At 66.2% G+C, this 16,965-nt stretch carries 16 protein-coding genes and 1 other RNA gene; 7 read left to right on the top strand and 10 right to left on the bottom strand.

The window, feature by feature from the left end; genetic code table 11:
* Positions 1-84: 84 nt before the first annotated feature.
* Positions 85-987 carry a LysR family transcriptional regulator gene (locus ASC94_RS09545; RefSeq protein WP_056393704.1) on the top strand — a complete coding sequence of 301 codons (903 nt, stop codon included), beginning with the start codon at positions 85-87 and terminating at the stop codon, positions 985-987.
* Positions 981-1,799, top strand: coding sequence for a prolipoprotein diacylglyceryl transferase (lgt, locus tag ASC94_RS09540; RefSeq protein WP_056393702.1), 819 nt, complete (start codon positions 981-983; stop codon positions 1,797-1,799). The genes ASC94_RS09545 and lgt overlap by 7 nt, the downstream gene beginning before the upstream one ends.
* A gap of 52 nt (positions 1,800-1,851) precedes the next feature.
* Here the strand turns inward: lgt and ASC94_RS09535 are convergent, their stop codons facing one another.
* The gene (locus tag ASC94_RS09535) at positions 1,852-2,658 is read right to left on the bottom strand and encodes an isocitrate lyase/phosphoenolpyruvate mutase family protein (RefSeq protein WP_056394974.1); all 807 of its coding nucleotides are present in this window, start codon (positions 2,656-2,658) and stop codon (positions 1,852-1,854) included.
* A 90-nt stretch (positions 2,659-2,748) separates the two neighbouring features.
* Between ASC94_RS09535 and ASC94_RS09530 the strand changes: the two genes are divergently transcribed.
* Positions 2,749-3,666: a LysR family transcriptional regulator gene (locus ASC94_RS09530; RefSeq protein WP_056393700.1), complete on the top strand. Its 918-nt coding sequence runs from the start codon at positions 2,749-2,751 to the stop codon at positions 3,664-3,666.
* Here ASC94_RS09530 and ASC94_RS09525 read toward each other — a convergent pair.
* From ASC94_RS09525 to ASC94_RS09500, 6 genes are all read right to left on the bottom strand, one after another.
* Positions 3,644-4,102: an EVE domain-containing protein gene (locus tag ASC94_RS09525; RefSeq protein WP_056393698.1), complete on the bottom strand. Its 459-nt coding sequence runs from the start codon at positions 4,100-4,102 to the stop codon at positions 3,644-3,646. The two genes, ASC94_RS09530 and ASC94_RS09525, sit on opposite strands and share 23 nt — an antisense overlap.
* An 81-nt stretch (positions 4,103-4,183) precedes the next feature.
* A non-coding RNA gene (ssrS, locus tag ASC94_RS31660) (6S RNA) lies at positions 4,184-4,362 on the bottom strand.
* Between the two features lie 46 nt (positions 4,363-4,408).
* Positions 4,409-4,720 (bottom strand): cell division protein ZapA, encoded by a 312-nt coding sequence (locus ASC94_RS09520; RefSeq protein ID WP_056393696.1) that lies wholly within the window; start codon positions 4,718-4,720, stop codon positions 4,409-4,411.
* A complete protein-coding gene (locus ASC94_RS09515; RefSeq protein ID WP_056393694.1) occupies positions 4,717-4,980 on the bottom strand; it encodes a hypothetical protein in 264 nt (87 codons plus the stop codon). Before ASC94_RS09515 ends, ASC94_RS09520 begins: the two co-directional genes overlap by 4 nt.
* 378 nt (positions 4,981-5,358) lie before the next feature.
* Positions 5,359-6,009, bottom strand: coding sequence for a PEP-CTERM sorting domain-containing protein (locus tag ASC94_RS09505; protein WP_056393689.1), 651 nt, complete (start codon positions 6,007-6,009; stop codon positions 5,359-5,361).
* A gap of 12 nt (positions 6,010-6,021) precedes the next feature.
* On the bottom strand, positions 6,022-9,336 hold the full coding sequence (locus ASC94_RS09500) for a hypothetical protein (protein ID WP_056393687.1): 3,315 nt from the start codon (positions 9,334-9,336) through the stop codon (positions 6,022-6,024).
* A gap of 322 nt (positions 9,337-9,658) precedes the next feature.
* Here ASC94_RS09500 and groES point away from each other — a divergent pair, with 322 nt between their 5' ends.
* The 3 genes from groES (at position 9,659) to ASC94_RS09485 (ending at position 12,306) form a co-directional block, all read left to right on the top strand.
* Positions 9,659-9,949, top strand: coding sequence for a co-chaperone GroES (gene groES / locus ASC94_RS09495; protein WP_056393686.1), 291 nt, complete (start codon positions 9,659-9,661; stop codon positions 9,947-9,949).
* A 28-nt stretch (positions 9,950-9,977) separates the two neighbouring features.
* A complete protein-coding gene (gene groL, locus ASC94_RS09490; protein ID WP_056393683.1) occupies positions 9,978-11,624 on the top strand; it encodes a chaperonin GroEL in 1,647 nt (548 codons plus the stop codon).
* A 172-nt stretch (positions 11,625-11,796) separates the two neighbouring features.
* Positions 11,797-12,306 carry a hypothetical protein gene (locus ASC94_RS09485; protein ID WP_229417229.1) on the top strand — a complete coding sequence of 170 codons (510 nt, stop codon included), beginning with the start codon at positions 11,797-11,799 and terminating at the stop codon, positions 12,304-12,306.
* Positions 12,307-12,359: 53 nt separating this feature from the next.
* On the opposite strand, the gene ASC94_RS09480 is transcribed toward ASC94_RS09485, so the two are convergent.
* Both ASC94_RS09480 and ASC94_RS09475 read right to left on the bottom strand, forming a co-directional pair.
* A complete protein-coding gene (locus ASC94_RS09480; protein WP_056393681.1) occupies positions 12,360-13,625 on the bottom strand; it encodes an MFS transporter in 1,266 nt (421 codons plus the stop codon).
* A gap of 11 nt (positions 13,626-13,636) precedes the next feature.
* Positions 13,637-14,164: a PadR family transcriptional regulator gene (locus ASC94_RS09475; RefSeq protein WP_056393679.1), complete on the bottom strand. Its 528-nt coding sequence runs from the start codon at positions 14,162-14,164 to the stop codon at positions 13,637-13,639.
* 130 nt (positions 14,165-14,294) lie between these two features.
* On the opposite strand from ASC94_RS09475, the gene ASC94_RS09470 reads away from it, so the two are divergent.
* Positions 14,295-14,963, top strand: a complete 669-nt coding sequence (locus ASC94_RS09470) for a hypothetical protein (RefSeq protein WP_056393677.1) — start codon at positions 14,295-14,297, stop codon at positions 14,961-14,963.
* A gap of 77 nt (positions 14,964-15,040) precedes the next feature.
* Here ASC94_RS09470 and ASC94_RS09465 read toward each other — a convergent pair whose 3' ends face one another.
* Positions 15,041-16,918 (bottom strand): glucokinase, encoded by a 1,878-nt coding sequence (locus ASC94_RS09465; protein WP_056393674.1) that lies wholly within the window; start codon positions 16,916-16,918, stop codon positions 15,041-15,043.
* Between the last annotated feature and the right edge of the window lie 47 nt (positions 16,919-16,965).

The following is a 16,965-nucleotide window of genomic DNA, read 5'->3' as shown; positions in this document are numbered from 1 at the left end:
CCCGCACTGCCATGTCAAATATCGGTTTTCCGCGCCTGTGATACGCTATGCATATCACAGCAACGAAATACCATAGGATTCCATATGAACCTTGAACTACGTCAGCTGCGCTACTTCACCGCCGTGGCCGAGGAGCTGCATTTCGGCCGCGCCGCGCAGCGCCTGCACATGACCCAGCCGCCGCTGTCGCAGGCGATCCAGGCGCTGGAGGAGCTGCTGGGCGCGCCGCTGTTCGAGCGCAACCGGCGCGGCGTGGCGCTGACGGCGGCCGGCGCGGCCCTGCTGCCGGAAGCGCGCCGCATGCTGGCGCAGGCGCTGGAGCTGCCGCAGCTGGTGCAGCGCGCCGCCGCCGGCGAGGTGGGGCGCCTGGCGCTGGCCTTCGTCTCGTCGGCCGACTACAGCGTGCTGCCGCCCTTCCTGCGCGCCTACCGCGCGGCCTACCCGCAGGTGCAGATCGCGCTGCAGGAAGCGACCTCCGACCTGCAGCTGGAAGACCTGCTGCACGGACGCATCGACGCCGGCCTGCTGATCCCGCCGCTGCCCGAGCGCGCGCGCGAGGAACTCGACTACCTGCCGGTGCTCAAGGAGCCGCTGGTGCTGGCCGCGCCGGCCGGCCTGGCAGCGCTGCACGGCAAGCGCAAAGTGGCCCTGAAGGCCCTGCCCGCACTGCCGCTGATTATCTTCCCGCGCGCGATCTCGCCGGCGCTGTACGACGCGGCGCTGGGCGTGTTCCACGCGGCCGGCATCACCCCTGTCATCGGCCAGGAAGCGATCCAGATGCAGACTATCGTCAGCCTGGTGTCGGCTGGCATGGGCCTCGCACTTGTGCCACAATCGGTGTCGAATCTGAAACGCCCCGGGGTAGAATACCGCGCGCTGCTCGACCCCACACCGCTGGTGGAAACGGGCCTGGCCTGGCGCCGCGACAATCCTTCGCCGGTGCTGCAAGGCTTCCTTGAACTGTTAAGAAAGAACACGCAATGCTGATACACCCGCTGCCCGATCCCATCGCCTTCTCGCTAGGTCCGGTCAAAGTCCATTGGTACGGGCTGATGTACGTGCTGGCGTTTGCGCTGTTCGTGGCGCTGGGCCGGGTGCGCATCAGGCAGCCGCACATCGCCAAGCTGGGCTGGCAGAACAAGGACCTGGACGACATGCTGTTCTACGGCATGCTGGGGGTGGTGATCGGCGGGCGCATGGGCGAGGTGCTGTTCTACCGTCCCGACTTCTTCCTGCACAATCCGCTGGAGATTTTCGCGGTCTGGCGCGGCGGCATGTCCTTCCACGGCGGCTTCCTGGGCGTGATGCTGGCCATGTGGCTGTGGGCGCGCAAGGCCGGGCGCAATGTGCTGGACGTGTACGACTTCATCGCGCCGCTGGTGCCGCTCGGCTACGCGGCCGGGCGCATCGGCAACTTCATCAACGCCGAACTGCCGGGCCGCATTGCCGACCCGTCGCTGCCCTGGGCCATGATCTGGCCCAACGTGGACGCCATGCCGCGCCATCCGTCGCCGATCTACCAGGCGCTGGTGGACGGCCTGCTGGTGTTCATCATCCTGTGGATGTTCGCGCGCCACGCGCGGCCGCGGTTGGCCGTGGGTGCCATGTACACCTTGCTGTACGGCTGCGCGCGCTTCTTCACCGAATACTTCCGCACGCCGGACTATGAAGTGGACTTCCTCGGCTTCACCATTTCCTCCGGCCAGATGCTGTCGCTGCCGATGATCATCGGCGCCATCTTGCTGCTGCTGTGGTCCTACAAGCGCAACGTGGCCGCCACCGCCCCGGTGGCTGCATAAGGCTGCAAAGGCTGCATAAGGCTGCGTAAGGCTGCTTGCGGCGGCCTCGCTCTTACGGGAACGCCGCATTCACCTCCGCATACGGCGCGGCGCTGTCCATCAGCGCTGCCATGGCGCCATCGTGCAGGAAGCCGGACACCATGCGCGCATTGTGCCGCCACAGCGTCTGCGGCAACCAGGACCCCACGCTGACACGCCGCACGCCGAACGCGGCCAGCCCCTCCAGCGGCGGCAAGCCAGGCCACACGATCACATTCAGCAGCAAGCCGCTGCCGTCGGCGATCGCGCGCATGTCCGCCGTGTCCACCAGCCCCAGGGCAAACAGGCCATCGGCGCCCGCATCGCGGTAGCCCTGCGCCCGCGCCAGCACTTCCGCCCTGCGCTGCCCGGCCGGCACCAGGGCGCGCGCATACACGTCGGTACGGGCGTTGATGTACAGCGGCACGCCGCAGCGCGCCGCCATCTGCCTGACCGCGTCGATCTTGCCGCACAGCGCATCGGGCGCGCCTGCCCCGTCTTCGATGTTGATGCCGGCGGCGCCCGCGTCAATCAGGCGCGACACCGTGTCGGCCACGCGCGCCGGATCGTCCGCGTAGCCGCCTTCTATATCGACGCTAACGGGAACCGCCACCACGCGCGCGATGGAAGCGACGCGCGCGGCCAGCTCCGCCACCGGCAGCGCGTTGCCGTCGCGGTAGCCCAGCGACCACGCTACACCGGCGCTGGTGGTGGCGATGGCTGCAGCGCCCAGGCCCGCTATCTGCCGGGCGCTGCCCGCGTCCCATGCATTGGGCAGGCGCAGCGGCGTGGACTGGTGGTGAAGTGCGCGGAAGGCGGCGGCGGAATGCAGGGTATCCATGGTGGCTCCAAAAATGAAATCCATTTTAATAGCGTGCATTTGGCTTGATAATAGCCACGGATTTCACACACTCATTCCCTGGGCACCGCAATGACCGAACCCTCCCTGCACCTGGTGCGCACCTTTGTGGCAGTTGCCGAACACCAGAGCTTCGCCCGCGCCGCCAAGGCGCTGGCCATGACGCCTTCTTCCGCCAGCCGCATCGTCAAGCTGCTGGAACGGGAGCTCGGCACGCCGCTGCTGAGCCGGACCACGCGCGCCATGTCGCTGACCGCGGCCGGCCAGCGCTATTTCGCCGAGTGCAGCAGCGCCCTGGCCCAGCTGCGGGGCGCCTACGAAATGGTGCGCGACGAACAGGAACTGCCGCGCGGCGCCATTGTCGTCAGCGTACCGGTGGCGTTCGGGCACAGCCACGTAGTGCCGCACGTGGCTGCGTTCCTGGACACCTACCCCCACGTCCAGCTCGACTTGCGCCTGGAAGACGGCTACGTCGACCTGGTGGGGGACGGCATTACGTTGGCCCTGCGCATCGGCCGCATGAAGGACTCCTCGCTGGTGGCGCACAAGCTGCTGGACAACCGCCGCATCCTGCTGGCGGCGCCGGCCTACCTCGCGCGTCACGGCACGCCGCAGACTGTCGAGGATTTGCAGGAGCACCAGTGCCTGGTGTCCAGCGCCAATCACGACGACAGCGCGTGGCGCCTGTTCCGCCAGGGCGAGGAATGCCGCCTGGTGGCGAGCGGCCGCGTGAGGGGCAACAATGCCGACGCAATCCGCCGCCTGTGCGTAGATGGCCTGGGCATTGCCTTCCATTCCGCCGTGACCATGGCGGCGGCCATCGACGCGGGCGAGCTGGTACAAATACTGCCCGAGTGGACCGGGAGGGAAAGCGGCGTCTACTGCTTGCGGCCCCAGCGCCGCATGGGGCCGGCGGCCAAGGCCTTCATCGACTTTCTGCAGGCGCGCTGGGGAACGGCCTGCGCGCCTATTCCAGCAGCGCCTGGATAGTTTTCCATTGCGCCGGGGTGACCGGGGTGATGGACAGGCGGCTGCCCTTTTGCAGCAGCACCATGTCCTCCAGCGCGGGGATGGTGCGCAGTTCGGACAGCGGCAGCAGGCGCGTCTTGCGCAGCGCTTTCACGTCCACCATCTGCCAGCGCGGCTCTTCCGGCTTGGACTTGGGGTCGTAGTAGTGGCTCTTGGGGTCGAACTGGGTGTGGTCCGGATAGGCCGCGCTGGCCACTTCGGCAATGCCGGCAATGCCAGGCTGCGCGCAGCTGGAGTGATAAAACAGCACGCCGTCGCCCACCTTCATCCCGTCGCGCATGAAGTTGCGGGCCTGGTAGTTGCGCACGCCGAACCACGGCACGGTGTGTCCCGGCGCGGCCAGCACGTCGTCGATGCTCATCTCGTCCGGTTCGGATTTCATCAGCCAGTAAGCCATGGCGCTCCTTCAAAAATATGAAAGCGATAGACGTAAAAAAGCGGCTGCGCACCGGGGTGCTAACAACCGCTTCTTTGGGAATAGAGCCCCGCCTGTGCCGCTATGCCGGCATCCCGAACCTGGTGGCTCAGGTGGTCACAGTTAGTTCAATTTCGGGTTCATCGGGCTAGCGACGCTCACTCCCATCAAACAAATTTCCGCGACCGTTGCATACAAATGGTTCAAGGAATATATGGCATCCGCGAACACTGCAGGGTGACACGGAGTTTACTCCTCTATCGCCGCCAGGGAAAGGCCTTTTGTTCGCTAAAACAGATTTTCTTGCGGCGTCAGCGCGCTGTCGAGCACCTTGTTCATGGCCGCCATCTTGTCTTGCATGTCCAGCACCGACATGTCCGACAACGGTCCCTGCGGCGCGCGCGCGGACAGGAATTCGGCTGCCATGCCCAGCGCCGCCATCACGGCAATGCGGTCGTTGCCCTTGACGCGGCCGGCGTCGCGGATGGCCGTCATTTTCTTGTCCAGGAAGCTGGCCGCTTCGCGCAGCGCGCGTTCCTCTTCTTCCTTGCAAGCCAGCCGGTAGGGCTGGCCCATGATGTTCACGTCCAGGTGGATCATTGCACGTCCTCTTGCACCGGCGCCGTGGCGGCCGCGCCTTCAGTGGCGGCATCGGCAGGATTGGCTGGATGGGCCGGAATCTTTTCCAGCAGGGCCGACACGCGCGCGTGCGCCTCCGACAGGCGGCGCTGGCAAGCCATATTGTCGGCCACCAGGGCCGCGTTGGCCTGGCGCAGCTGGGCGTTTTCACGGCGCAGCGCCAGGCTCATCTCGGCGAGCTGGTCGATTTTGTCGGAAAGTTCTTGGAATTCTGAAATCATCCCGCAACTATAGGATGGCAAGGGAAGGCGCGTCAACAGCTACACGCGCATGATGCACATATTTAGGGGAAGTGCTCGGACCATGGAAAAACTGGCAGCATTGCTGGGTGCGCTAACACTGCCGCTGGCGGTGCTGGACGTTCCCGTCCAGGAGGAACTGCGCGTGCAGCCGGACGGATATGCGCTGGTGCAAGGAGTAGTGCTTGAGAACATACGCGGCTGCGAGCGCGACCTGCCCTGCGCGCTGCGCCTGCGCGTGCGGGGGCAGGACGTGCGGCTGCAATACCACGCGGGCGACGGCGCAGCGCGTTGCCCGGACGCGCTGGTGCGCCAGGGGCTGGCGGTCCGCCCCGGCACACCGGTGCGCGCGCACGGGTTTCACCACTTGTCCGGCAAGACCCACCTGCTGGACCTGTGCCGCCAGCCCAGCAGCGCCAGCCCCGCGCACAGCAGCAGCGCGGCCGACGGCTCGGGTATCGCCGGCACCTCGGTCACCTCCGCCGAATAGCCCAGCTGCATGCTGTCAGCCGCCGACACATAGCTGCCGCCGGCCAACGGATCGCCGCTCCACCATTCCGCCGTCAGCACGAAATTGCCCTGGTTGACGAAGCCCAGCGGCGCGGTGGCATCCCAGGTCAGGCTGTACAGGCCGAACGCGCTGTTGGGCGGAATGCCCGCAGCCTGGCCCGGCCCCAGGATCGGGAAGTTGAAGAAGGACAACGGCGTGGCGTGCTCGAAGACGTCAGCGCTGACACCGGTGGTGACCAGCCACAGTGCCGCATCGTTATTGGCGATGGCATAGCCCCATGACAGCGTGGCGCCCGCCGCGCCGCCGATCTGGCCGCCGGACGGATTGGTGTCCGCGCTCCACGATTGCGCCTGCGCCGCACTCGGCAATGCGGTCAGCAGTACGGACATCAGCAAGGCCAGCAGGGCTCCCGGCAGCGCCGGGCCGCGCCCCGCGCGGCGCAGCGTGTCCAGGCAGGCGGGCATGACCTTGGTCATGACGTTAAACAGGATGATAGACATTTCCGGCTCCCTTCAAGGCAAGACCATCTGGGTGGTGGAGAACTTCAGCGTGCGCCCGAAGCTGTCGCGCAAGGTGCCGCTGTCGATCAGCGAAAAGCGCTTCACCGTGGACGGCAGGTTGATGTACAGCCGCACCGTGGCGCTGCCGCCCGGCGCCAGGTCCGGCAGCGCGATGGGCAAGTGCGGCGACATGGCGTTGAAGCTGGGCGTGCCGCTGCCCGACAGGACCAGCATGCCCAGCGTGTCCACGCGCACTTGCTGCGCCGCGCCCTGGCCGTTGTTGGTGAGCTTCAGGTCGACGTAAATCACGCCCGGCGCCGCCACGCCCTTGCCAGCCAGCGCGCCGTCAATGCGCGGCGGGCCGCTGGCGGCGCAGCTGCTGTCGACGAAGAACTTGGCGTCGCGCGCCGTCACCTGCCCCGCCGCGTCGAAGACGCGCGCGATCATGTGGAAGAAGCCGCTGCCCGGCACGCGGAATTTAAGCGGCAGGCGGTCCAGCGGCACGCCGGTCCAGGTGGCGCCGCCATCCACGCTGTACTCCGCCTTCGCCAGCGCCACGCTGCCCGGCTCGGCCCGCGCCGCGATGCTGGCTTCCACGCAGGTGGTGGGCAGCGTATCGAGCGGCGCGATCAGCAGCTCCAGCTGCGGCGGCGCGCCCGCCACGTGCACGGTGGCGGCGGCGCTGGCGGTGTTGCCGTCGCTGTCGGTGGCGCGCATGGTGATCATGTGGGTGCCGGTGCGCAGCGTGCCCACGCCCAGTGCCGCGCCCGTGCCCAGCGGCCCGTCCAGGCTGGACGTCCAGCTGACGGCCGTGCCGTCCAGCATGCCGTCGTCCACGTCGTAGGCGATGCCTTCGAGTTCCACCATGGCCTGCGGCGCAAAGGCCGCGCCGTCCGCCGGCTGCACGATAGCCACGTTCTGCGGCACCTTCTTCGGCACGCTGAGCGGCGGCGTGACGGCCGTGCCGGTGTTCACCCCATCCGACACCACCACCTTGATGCGCACGCTGCCGCTGCCGCCGGGCAGCGTGTCGAAGTCCGCCTTCAGCGCCAGCGCGCCGTCTTCCTTGCCGATCTGCGCCCAGGTGGCGCCGCTGTCGGCCGTATAGTAGACCTTGGAAGTGAAATGGCCACTGTCCGGGTCCGCCACCTGCCAGGCGATTTCCTGCACGCCGCTCACGCCGCCCGCCAGCGGCCGCAGCACGTCCACCACCGGCGGCGCGCCGCCCAGCGCCAGCACGCCCAGCGTGGCGCCGGACGGATCCAGCACCGCAATGGCAGCGGCCGACGCGTTGAACGGTATCAGCTCGAAGAAGGTGGGCGGACCGCTGGCGTCGCCGCCCGCGCTTTCGGTGTGCGCCACGGCAGGCGTGAACGCGCGCGTGAACAGCACCGCACCGCCGCTGCTGCGCAGTTCAATGCGGTGCGTGCCCTCGCCCCGGTCGTTCGGGCCGCGCCGCGCGTTGCCGAACAGCGCGTCGAACCGCACGCCGCCCTGCTCCAGGGTGCCGGAGACGGTCCAGAACACGCCGTCCACCACCGCCCGCGGCAGCGGCGCCGGGACCGGGCCCGCCAGCGCGGCATCCTGGTCGCCGGCCACGACGCTGGGACCGGCCACCGCGCCGCCGCCCAGCGCCGTCATGGCGCGCTTGTAGCGCAGCGGCGATATCCAGCGCGGCACGCAGTAGCTCATGATGTCGAAGGTGGTCTCCGGCGCCAGCGGCCTGGCGTTGCCGACGTCGAAGCCGACCTCCGTCCGGGCCGCGCTCTGGATGCGGTTGTCGGCAAAGGGCCAGTCGGTGCCCGAATCGGCTGCAGTGTTGTAGCAGCCCGGCGGCGCGGCGCCCGCCGCCGGCGCGCCGGTGTTGGTGTGGCGCAGGCCCAGCGTGTGGCCGGTTTCATGCGCCACCACTTCCTGCACCGTTTCCACACCCAGCCGCGTGGCGCTGGTGCGGCCGATCGCCGCATGCGAGGGGATGTCGTGCGCGACGCCGCCGAAGCCGCCCGGCGCCGCCGTGCGCACCATGCCGTAATAGGTGCGGTGCTCGCCGCCCAGCGCGGCCAGCCAGTCGAAGAAACCGTATAAATCATTGGTGTCCTTGGCCGCTGCAACCCACCAGTCGAACGGCGCCGCATACAGCGACGCGTCGCGCCGCACCACGCTGTTGGTGATGTCCAGCCCCACCGATGCCGTGGGCGCGATCTTGCGCAACAGCGTGGTGTTGCCCGCCAACGCGCTGGCCGGCGCGCACAGCCACGTGCCGGCAGCGTTCCTCGCGTCGCACACCTGCACCGCCTTCATGGTCAGCGTATCGGTCTTGCGGCTCTTGAACGGCAGGTCGTGGTCCTCCAGCACATTGCCGCCGGAATCGACCACCTTGATATTGACGTCCCAGTCGCCTTCCGGCGGTATGAAGTAGAAGTTCACCGCGCGGCAGCCGTTGCGCTCGCGCCGCTGGTCTTCCGGCTGGCACTGTGGCTGCAGCGTGACGGTGCGGTTCTGGTTCACCTGGCCGGTCAGGCGCAGGCTCACCGTGGTCACCGCGTCCACCTTCTGCATGTACACGCGCAGCACCCCGGTCTTGCCTGCCACCACCGGCACCGGCGGTTCGCGTGCGGCGCCCAGGCTGGCTTTCAGCGCGGCCAGGTCCTGGTATTGCTGGATGGCCTGCGTCATCTCCACCGCCTCCACACCGATGGTGCTGCACACTTTCAGGTTGTCGATCCCGGTCTGGTTGGTGTTGCCGGTCACGCGCACGGTCTTGATCTTGTTGCCGTCCGCTTCCACCGACAGGGGATCCCACCGGTTGAAGTCACCGTTCGGGTCGCCTGAGCCGCCCCGGTAGTTCGGCCCGCCGGTGGCGGTGGCCAGCACATTGCCCGCCTCGTCCAGCGCCTGCATGGTGACGCCCACGTACGACGCGTAGTAGAACTCCACCTTGGAAGCCTTGTTGGCCATGACGATGTCGCGCGAGCCCGGATCGCCGCCCAGCCAGAAGGCGATGGTCTGGGGCGACGGTTCTTGCGCGAAGTTGCCGGTGCCGCCGGCATCGGCGTCGATAATGCCCAGCCAGCCGGGCGAGGAAATGCCGTCGAACACGGGAATGGGGGCCAGGTCGCCCACGCCTTCAAAGGTGATCACGGTGCACTGGCGGCCGTTCTCGATGACGCTGGCGCGCGGCGGCGGCGGCAACGCCAGCGTGGACGCCCCCGGCGGCGCGGCGCCGCGCGCGATATGCAGGGCAGGCTCGGCGGCCTGCGCGCACGCCTGCGGGCCGGCGGCCAGCAGGAACGCGGCAAGCAAGCCGGCAAATAGGGACTTGAACATGGGCGGCCTCCTCACAATGTTGAGCTACCGCCTCCAGTCTATGCCCGCTTGATTTAAATGAAAGCTTGTTATTTATACCATCAGCCAATGCTTGAGCCAGCGCAAAGAACCGCACGATTTCCGCCACACCCTGGCGGCTTTTCCATAGCTGACAATCAAATAAGTTCATGCCTGTCTTGAAATAGGGCATAAGCGTCCCTATAATTGGCACTCGTTAGCCGAGAGTGCTAACAAGAATTCTGAGGCAGCGGCGAGGCTGATCGCCAACCGCGGCCTCATCAGCACCAAACGGTACTTACCACCATTGATAAAGGAGTTTTGTATGAACCTTCGCCCTTTGCACGATCGCGTCATCGTCAAACGTCTCGACCAGGAAACCAAAACCGCATCCGGCCTGATCATCCCTGACGCAGCCGCCGAAAAACCAGACCAGGGCGAAGTCCTGGCCGTGGGCAATGGCAAAGTGCTGGACGACGGCAAAGTGCGTCCGCTGGAAGTGAAAGTGGGCGACCGCGTTCTGTTCGGCAAATACTCCGGCCAGGCCGTCAAGGTTGACGGCGACGAGCTGCTGGTGATGCGCGAAGAAGACATCATGGCCGTTGTTAATAAGTAATTAGAAATAATTTCAGGAGAATCCGAACATGGCAGCTAAAGACGTAGTATTCGGCGACGCAGCGCGCGCCAAGATGGTTGAAGGCGTGAACATCCTCGCCAACGCAGTAAAAGTCACCCTGGGCCCGAAAGGCCGCAACGTGGTACTGGAGCGTTCCTTCGGCTCCCCTACCGTGACCAAGGACGGCGTGTCGGTCGCGAAAGAGATCGAGTTGAAAGACAAGCTGATGAACATGGGCGCGCAAATGGTCAAGGAAGTTGCTTCCAAAACCAGCGACAACGCCGGCGACGGCACCACCACAGCGACCGTGCTGGCCCAGGCCATCGTCCGCGAAGGCATGAAGTTCGTTGCCGCCGGCATGAACCCAATGGACCTGAAGCGCGGCATCGACAAGGCAGTCGCTGCCACCGTCGAGCAGATCGCCGTGATCGCCCGCCCATGCACCACCTCCAAAGAGATCGCCCAGGTTGGCTCGATCTCCGCCAACTCGGACTCCTCGATCGGCGAGCGCATCGCTGAAGCGATGGAAAAAGTGGGCAAGGAAGGCGTCATCACCGTGGAAGACGGCAAGTCGCTGAACGACGAGCTGGACATAGTGGAAGGTATGCAGTTCGACCGCGGCTACCTGTCGCCATACTTCATCAACAACCAGGAAAAGCAAGTTGCCATCCTGGACAATCCATTCGTCCTGCTGTGCGACAAGAAAATCTCCAACATCCGTGACCTGCTGCCGGTACTGGAGCAAGTGGCCAAAGCCGGCCGTCCGCTGCTGATCATCGCCGAAGACATCGAAGGCGAAGCGCTGGCGACCCTGGTGGTGAACAACATCCGCGGCATCCTGAAAACCTGCGCAGTGAAAGCGCCTGGCTTCGGCGACCGCCGCAAAGCCATGCTGGAAGACATCGCTGTCCTGACCGGCGGCCAGGTTGTTGCTGAAGAAATCGGCCTGACCCTGGAAAAGATCACCCTGGCAGAACTGGGCCAGGCCAAGCGTATCGAAGTGGGCAAGGAAAACACCATCGTCATCGATGGCGCCGGCGACGGTTCCAACATCGAAGCGCGCGTCAAGCAGATCCGCGTGCAGATCGAAGAAGCAACCTCGGACTACGACCGCGAAAAACTGCAAGAGCGCGTGGCCAAGCTGGCTGGCGGCGTTGCCGTGATCAAGGTTGGTGCTGCCACCGAAGTTGAGATGAAGGAAAAGAAAGCCCGCGTGGAAGATGCACTGCACGCCACCCGCGCCGCGGTTGAAGAAGGCATCGTGCCAGGCGGCGGCGTCGCCCTGCTGCGCGCCCGTTCGCAACTGACCGTCAAGGGCGACAATCCTGACCAGGAAGCCGGCATCAAGATCGTGCTGCGCGCGATGGAAGAGCCACTGCGCATGATCGTGCAAAACGCCGGCGAAGAAGCATCGGTGGTGGTGGCAGCTGTTCTGGCTGGCAAAGGCAACTACGGCTACAACGCCGCCAACGGCACCTATGGCGACATGGTTGAAATGGGCGTGCTGGACCCAGCCAAGGTAACCCGCTCGGCACTGCAGAACGCAGCGTCGATCGCTGGCCTGATGCTGACCACCGACTGCATGGTTGCTGAAATCAACGAAGACAAGCCAGCCGGCGGCATGGGTGGCATGGGCGGTATGGGTGGCATGGGCGGCATGGACGGCATGATGTAATAGCCGCACCGCGCCGAACCGTTCCGGTTCCCCGCTGAAAAGCCCGCAAGGTTCGCGCCTTGCGGGCTTTTTGTTTGCGCGCGGCACCGGCGCCAGGGCCAGGTTGCCGGTGGGGAGGGTTTGGTTTAGTATGGCCGCAAGTTTCCTCCCTCTACGACAAGGTTCTCATCCGATGGCACCGCGCTCCCCACATTCGAAAACCGCTGCGATTGCCGGGACGCTGGCCGGCTTGCTGGCGGCTGGCCTGGGCGCCTACTATCTGTATTCGGCGCGCCACGAGGCTGCGCCGGCGCAGCTGGCCACGGTGGCAAGCGCCGGCAGCACGGCGCTGCCGGCGCCCGCAGCGAAGGGTGCGCTGAGCCGTGAGCAGGCGGTGGCGGCACTGATGGCGCTGCCGGAGCTGAAGGCGTGGGCGGGCAAGATAGACGCGGCTTCCAAGGGCCAGGCGCGCGGCGCGGTGATGGAGTACGACCCGCAGTTGCGGGCCTGGAAGGGCAAGCAGTATTACCAGCTCAGCTTTGTTGAGAACAGCAGCGATGCGGCGCAGCGCTGGGAGAGCTTCCTGGTGGCGCAGTCGGATGGTGAAATCCTGGTGGACGACGATGTCAGCGGCGAGCCGATGTCGCTGGAGCAGTGGCGCAAGGAGAAGCAGCCGCTGCTGCGCGGCGGGCCGGGGGAGTGATGCGGTAGCGGCGGGTTAGCGGGGCTTTGCCCCGCTAACCCGCCCTGCGGGATTTATGCGGCGGAGCGGGTGGCGGCAGGCGCGGCCGTTGCGGCGCTGCGCACGCGGCTGATCCACAGTATCGCCATCAAGGTCAGCGCGGCGGCGAGCCAGCCGTTGTAGCCGTAGCCGGCAATGTGCCCGGCAGCGTCCGTGCTCAGCCACAGGCCGCCCACGAAGGCGCCCAGCCCCGTCCCCATCTGCTGTACCGCCGAATTGGCGCTCAGGAAGGCCCCGCGCCTGGATTGCTCGGGCACCGTCGTCATCAACGCTTGCAGCGGCACGGTGCGGCCGGACAGCGCCGTCATGAAGAACGGGAACATCAGGACCAGGCCGATCAGCGGCACGTGCGGCAGGTGGGTGATCAGCATCAGCGGCAGGATGGAAAACGCCGCCACCCAGCGGAACACGAGCTGCTTGCCGGCGCGGTCGGCCCAGGCGCCGATGCGGCGCGCGCTGAACAGCGTGGCCAGCCCGCCCGCCAGGTAGATCCACGTGATCTCGGCCGGCTGCACGCCGTAGTTCGCCACCAGCACGGGCGAAATGAAGGGAATCACCAGCATGCCCGACATCATCGTCATGCCCGACAGCGCGAAGGCCTTCAAGTGCGCCGGCACGCGGAACATGCCCACCAGCTCGGGCAGGATGCGCGCCACCGGCACCGGCTCGTTCTTCAGGTGCGCCGACATGGACGGCAGGGCACGCAGCGCCAGGCACCAGATCACCACGGAAAAGCCCACCAGCAGGTAAAACGCCGACTGCCAGCCGAAGTGGGCCGACATCATCACGCCCGCCGGCACGCCGGCAATGGCGGCCAGGCTGAAGGACGTCATGACAATGCCGGTGGCCGCGCCGCGCCGCTCAGGCGGCACCAGGTCGCCGATGATGGCCATGCAGATGGCCCCCAGCACGCCGCCCGTCAGCCCGGCAAAGGCGCGCGACAGCACCAGCACATGGAAGTTGGGCGCCAGCGCGCACGCCAGGTTGGACAGGGTGAACAGGAAAAACATCGCCAGCAGCAGGCGCTTGCGGTCGAAGCGGTCGATATACGTCATGGCGAGCAGGCCGGACAGGCCGGCGCACCAGGAATACACCGACACCGCGCCCGACACGGCGGCCGGCGTCTTGCCGAAAGCCTGCATCAGCTGCGGCGCCAGCGGCATCATCACCATGAAGTCCATGATGACGGTGAACTGCGTCAGCGCCAGCAGCCACAGGATCAGGCGTTCGCGGGTGGCGGAGACGGCTGCCAGGGGGGCGACCGGGGAGGGATTTGTCATAGGCAATCCGTTCAATCGAGTTGGTTGATATCGGCGGCAGCTTTGCGCAGGATAGCGCGAATATGCTGCAGCCGTGTTTCGTCCGGCGCGCCGTCGCGCGCGCGCCGGATCACCGCTTCCTTCAGTTCGTGCATCAGCGAGCGCAAGTCGCCGCCCGCCTCGGCCGGCTCGCTCAGGCGCGTCATCATGGCGTCCACCATCTGCCGGTTCTCGTCCAGGAATGCCTGGCCGTCCGGGGTGACCGTGTGCAGCTTCTTGGCGCCGTCATGGCTGATGGACACGTGGCCCATGTCGTACAGCATGGCCAGCAGCGGGTAGATCGCGCCCGGGCTGGGCGTATAGCTGCCGCCGGTGCGCTGCTCCAGCTCCTTGATGATTTCGTAGCCGTGGCGCGGCTTTTCCGAGATCAGCTGCAGTACCACATAGCGCATGGCGCCGGCATCGAACATCTTGGGACCGCGCCCGCCGCCGCCGCGATGGTGGCCGTGGCCATGCATATGAGGGTGGAAACGGTGGTGGCCTTTGAAAAAGTGGAACATGTGAATCTCCATAAGATATATCGAACTAAGATATATCTTAAACCGTTTTTTCAAAACTTCAAGAACTTTTTGTACTCCCCGATTTCCCGCATTGCCGTATCATGCAAGCTCTGTCCCGTTGTCCGGTCCCATGTTCAAGAAACTACTTTCCCTCTTCGGCAAAAAAGCCCCGGCGGCGCCGGCTGGCCCCGTCGCTCCCAGCGCTCCCTACAAGCAGGACGAGCTGAACCTGATCTACAACCTGCTGTTTTGCGACGAGTCCTCGCTGTACCAGCCGCAAGGCACGGAAACGGCGCTGTTCGGCGAACAGGCCGACGCCTCGGTGGTGCGCACCATCGCGGAAGACCGCGACGAGGAAAGCCGGGTGCGCATCCTGGCCTGCAACTGGCTGCGCGAAAACGGCCACGCGGTGCCGGCCCACGAACTGCTGGGTGTGATCGTGGAGGTGCCGCTGGACGAAGGGCTGGACGTGCTGGCCGCCTACGCGGACGGCACCGTGCGCTACATCAACCAGACCGGCAAGTTCGCCGTATTTGAAGGTGCGCCGGACGCGGTGGCCGAGAGCGCCAAGGCGCTGGTGGAAACCGCCAAGCCCGCGCTGCGCCAGGCCACGCTGGCCGCAGGCGGACGCATGCCGCCGCCCGGCCCCGGCCACTTGCGGCTCGGCTTCCTGGCCTCGGACGGCCTGTATTTCACGCAAGGCACGTTTGAAACGCTGGCAAAGGACGCGCGCGCCTCCTCCGCCATCCAGAGTGCGCAGGCGCTGCTGGACCTGGTGGTACGCCAGGCCAGCGAATAAAGCGCCGGGCGGGTTGATCGTAGGGCGGGTTGATCGTAGGGCGGGTTAGTGCGCAGCACGTAACCCGCCGCTTCCCATCAGCTATCCAGGTGAGAAATCAGCAAACGGCGGCTATCGGACTCAACCCCCTCGCCCGCCTTGCGCTCCAGCACCAGCTCGGCATTCTGCGCGTCCACCGAAATGCCCACCGACAGAATATCGATCAGCAGCAGCTGCAGGATGCGCGAAATCATCGACAGGAACGTGGTGCTGTCCTCCGAATGGTCCACCGCCAGGCACACCGAGGCGCGCTTGGCCAGCGGCGACTGGCTGCTGGTGATGGCGATCACGTCCGCCCCGGCGGCGCGCGCCGCGTCTACCGCGTCCAGCAGCTCCGGCAGCTTGCCGGAATTGGAAATCGCAATCACCACATCGCCCGCCTTCAGCAGCCCTGCCGCCAGCACGAACAAATGCGAGTCGCCGTAGGCTGCCGTTGGAATGCGGAAGCGGAAGAACTTGTGCTGCCCATCCAGCGCCACCACGCGCGAATTCCCCATCGCGAAGAACTCGATGCGCTTGGCCTTCGCCACCAGTGCGATCGCCTTGTCCAGCGAACGCACGTCCAGCTGGTCGCGGAACTTCAGGATGGCCGACACGGTATTGTCGATCACCTTGGCGCTCAGGTCGTGCGTGCTGTCGGAGACGCGCACCTGGCTGTGGCGCACGGGAATGGCGCCGGTCAGGCTGCTGGCGAACTTCAGCTTGAAGTCGGCCAGGCCGGAGAAGCCCAGCGAGCGGCAGAAGCGGATCACGGTCGGCTGGCTCACCTCGGCCAGGCGCGCGATGTCGGCGATCGGCTCGTTGAGCACCAGGCGCGGCTGCTCCAGCACCAGCGCCGCCACGCGCTGCTCGGCAGGCGTGAGCTCATGCTGCAGGTGCTGCACGCGCTCCATCAGCGTATTAGCGCCGCTGCGCCCGCGCAGGTGTTCGGACAGGATGGTCGCCACGCCGTAGAACGCAGGGTTGGGCGTGGTGATGACGTAAGTGGGGATCTCGGACAGATAGGTGGTGAAGCGGCCCTTGGCCTCGAAGCGCGCGCGGAACGGCGACGTGGCGAACCAGTCGCCCATGCGCGGCACGATGCCGCCGCCGATGAAGATGCCGCCGAAGGCGCCCAGCGTCACCGCCAGGTTGGCGCTGGCGCCGCCCAGCATGGCGCAGAAGCACTCCAGCACTTCCAGGCACAGCGGATCCTTGTCGGTGAGCGCGCCGGCCATGATCTCCTGCGCGTTCAAGTCCTTCACGTTGCGGCCGTTGCGCTTGGCGATGGCGCGGTAGATGATCTCCATGCCGGGGCCGGAAATCAGGCGCTCGGTCGATACGTGCGGCCAGGTCTGCCATGCGTACTGCAGGATGGCGTATTCGCGCTCGTCGGCCGGCGCGAAGTTGGTGTGGCCGCCTTCGGAGCCGAGGGTGACGAAACCGTCCACCGTGGGAATCACGCCGGACACGCCCAGGCCGGTGCCCGGACCGAGCACGCCGATCACGGAATTGCTGGCCGGGGCGCCGCCGCCCACCTGCATCAGGTCCGCCGGCTTCAAGCCGGGCAGCGACATGGCCAGCGCGGTAAAGTCGTTCACCACCAGCAGCGTGTGCAGGCCGAGGGCGCGGCGCACTTCGTCGGTGGAGAATTCCCAGTCGCGGTTGGTCATGCGCACGTAGTCGCCGCTAACCGGGTTGGCTACCGCCAGCGCGGCGTGGTTCAGCGTGATGTCGGCGTGGTCGGCCAGATAGCTGCGCAGCAGCGGCACGATGCCGGTGAAGTCGTCGCACTTGAGCACGCGCACGGCGCGGAACTCCGACGGGCCGGTTTGCAGCGCGAAGCGCGCGTGCGTGGCGCCGATATCGGCCAGCAGGCGCGGACCGTCCGCAAAGGCGGTGCGGCTGGTTTTTTGGTCAACTTCAGCTTGTCTCATCGTCGATTTTGTTTTGTTGGGAAGATAACGCCCCGGAAGGCGGCAAG

The sequence above is a fragment of the Massilia sp. Root418 genome (assembly GCF_001425265.1).
Taxonomy (GTDB): Bacteria; Pseudomonadota; Gammaproteobacteria; order Burkholderiales; family Burkholderiaceae_D; genus Rugamonas.
This window is presented reverse-complemented; position numbering and strand designations above follow the sequence as displayed.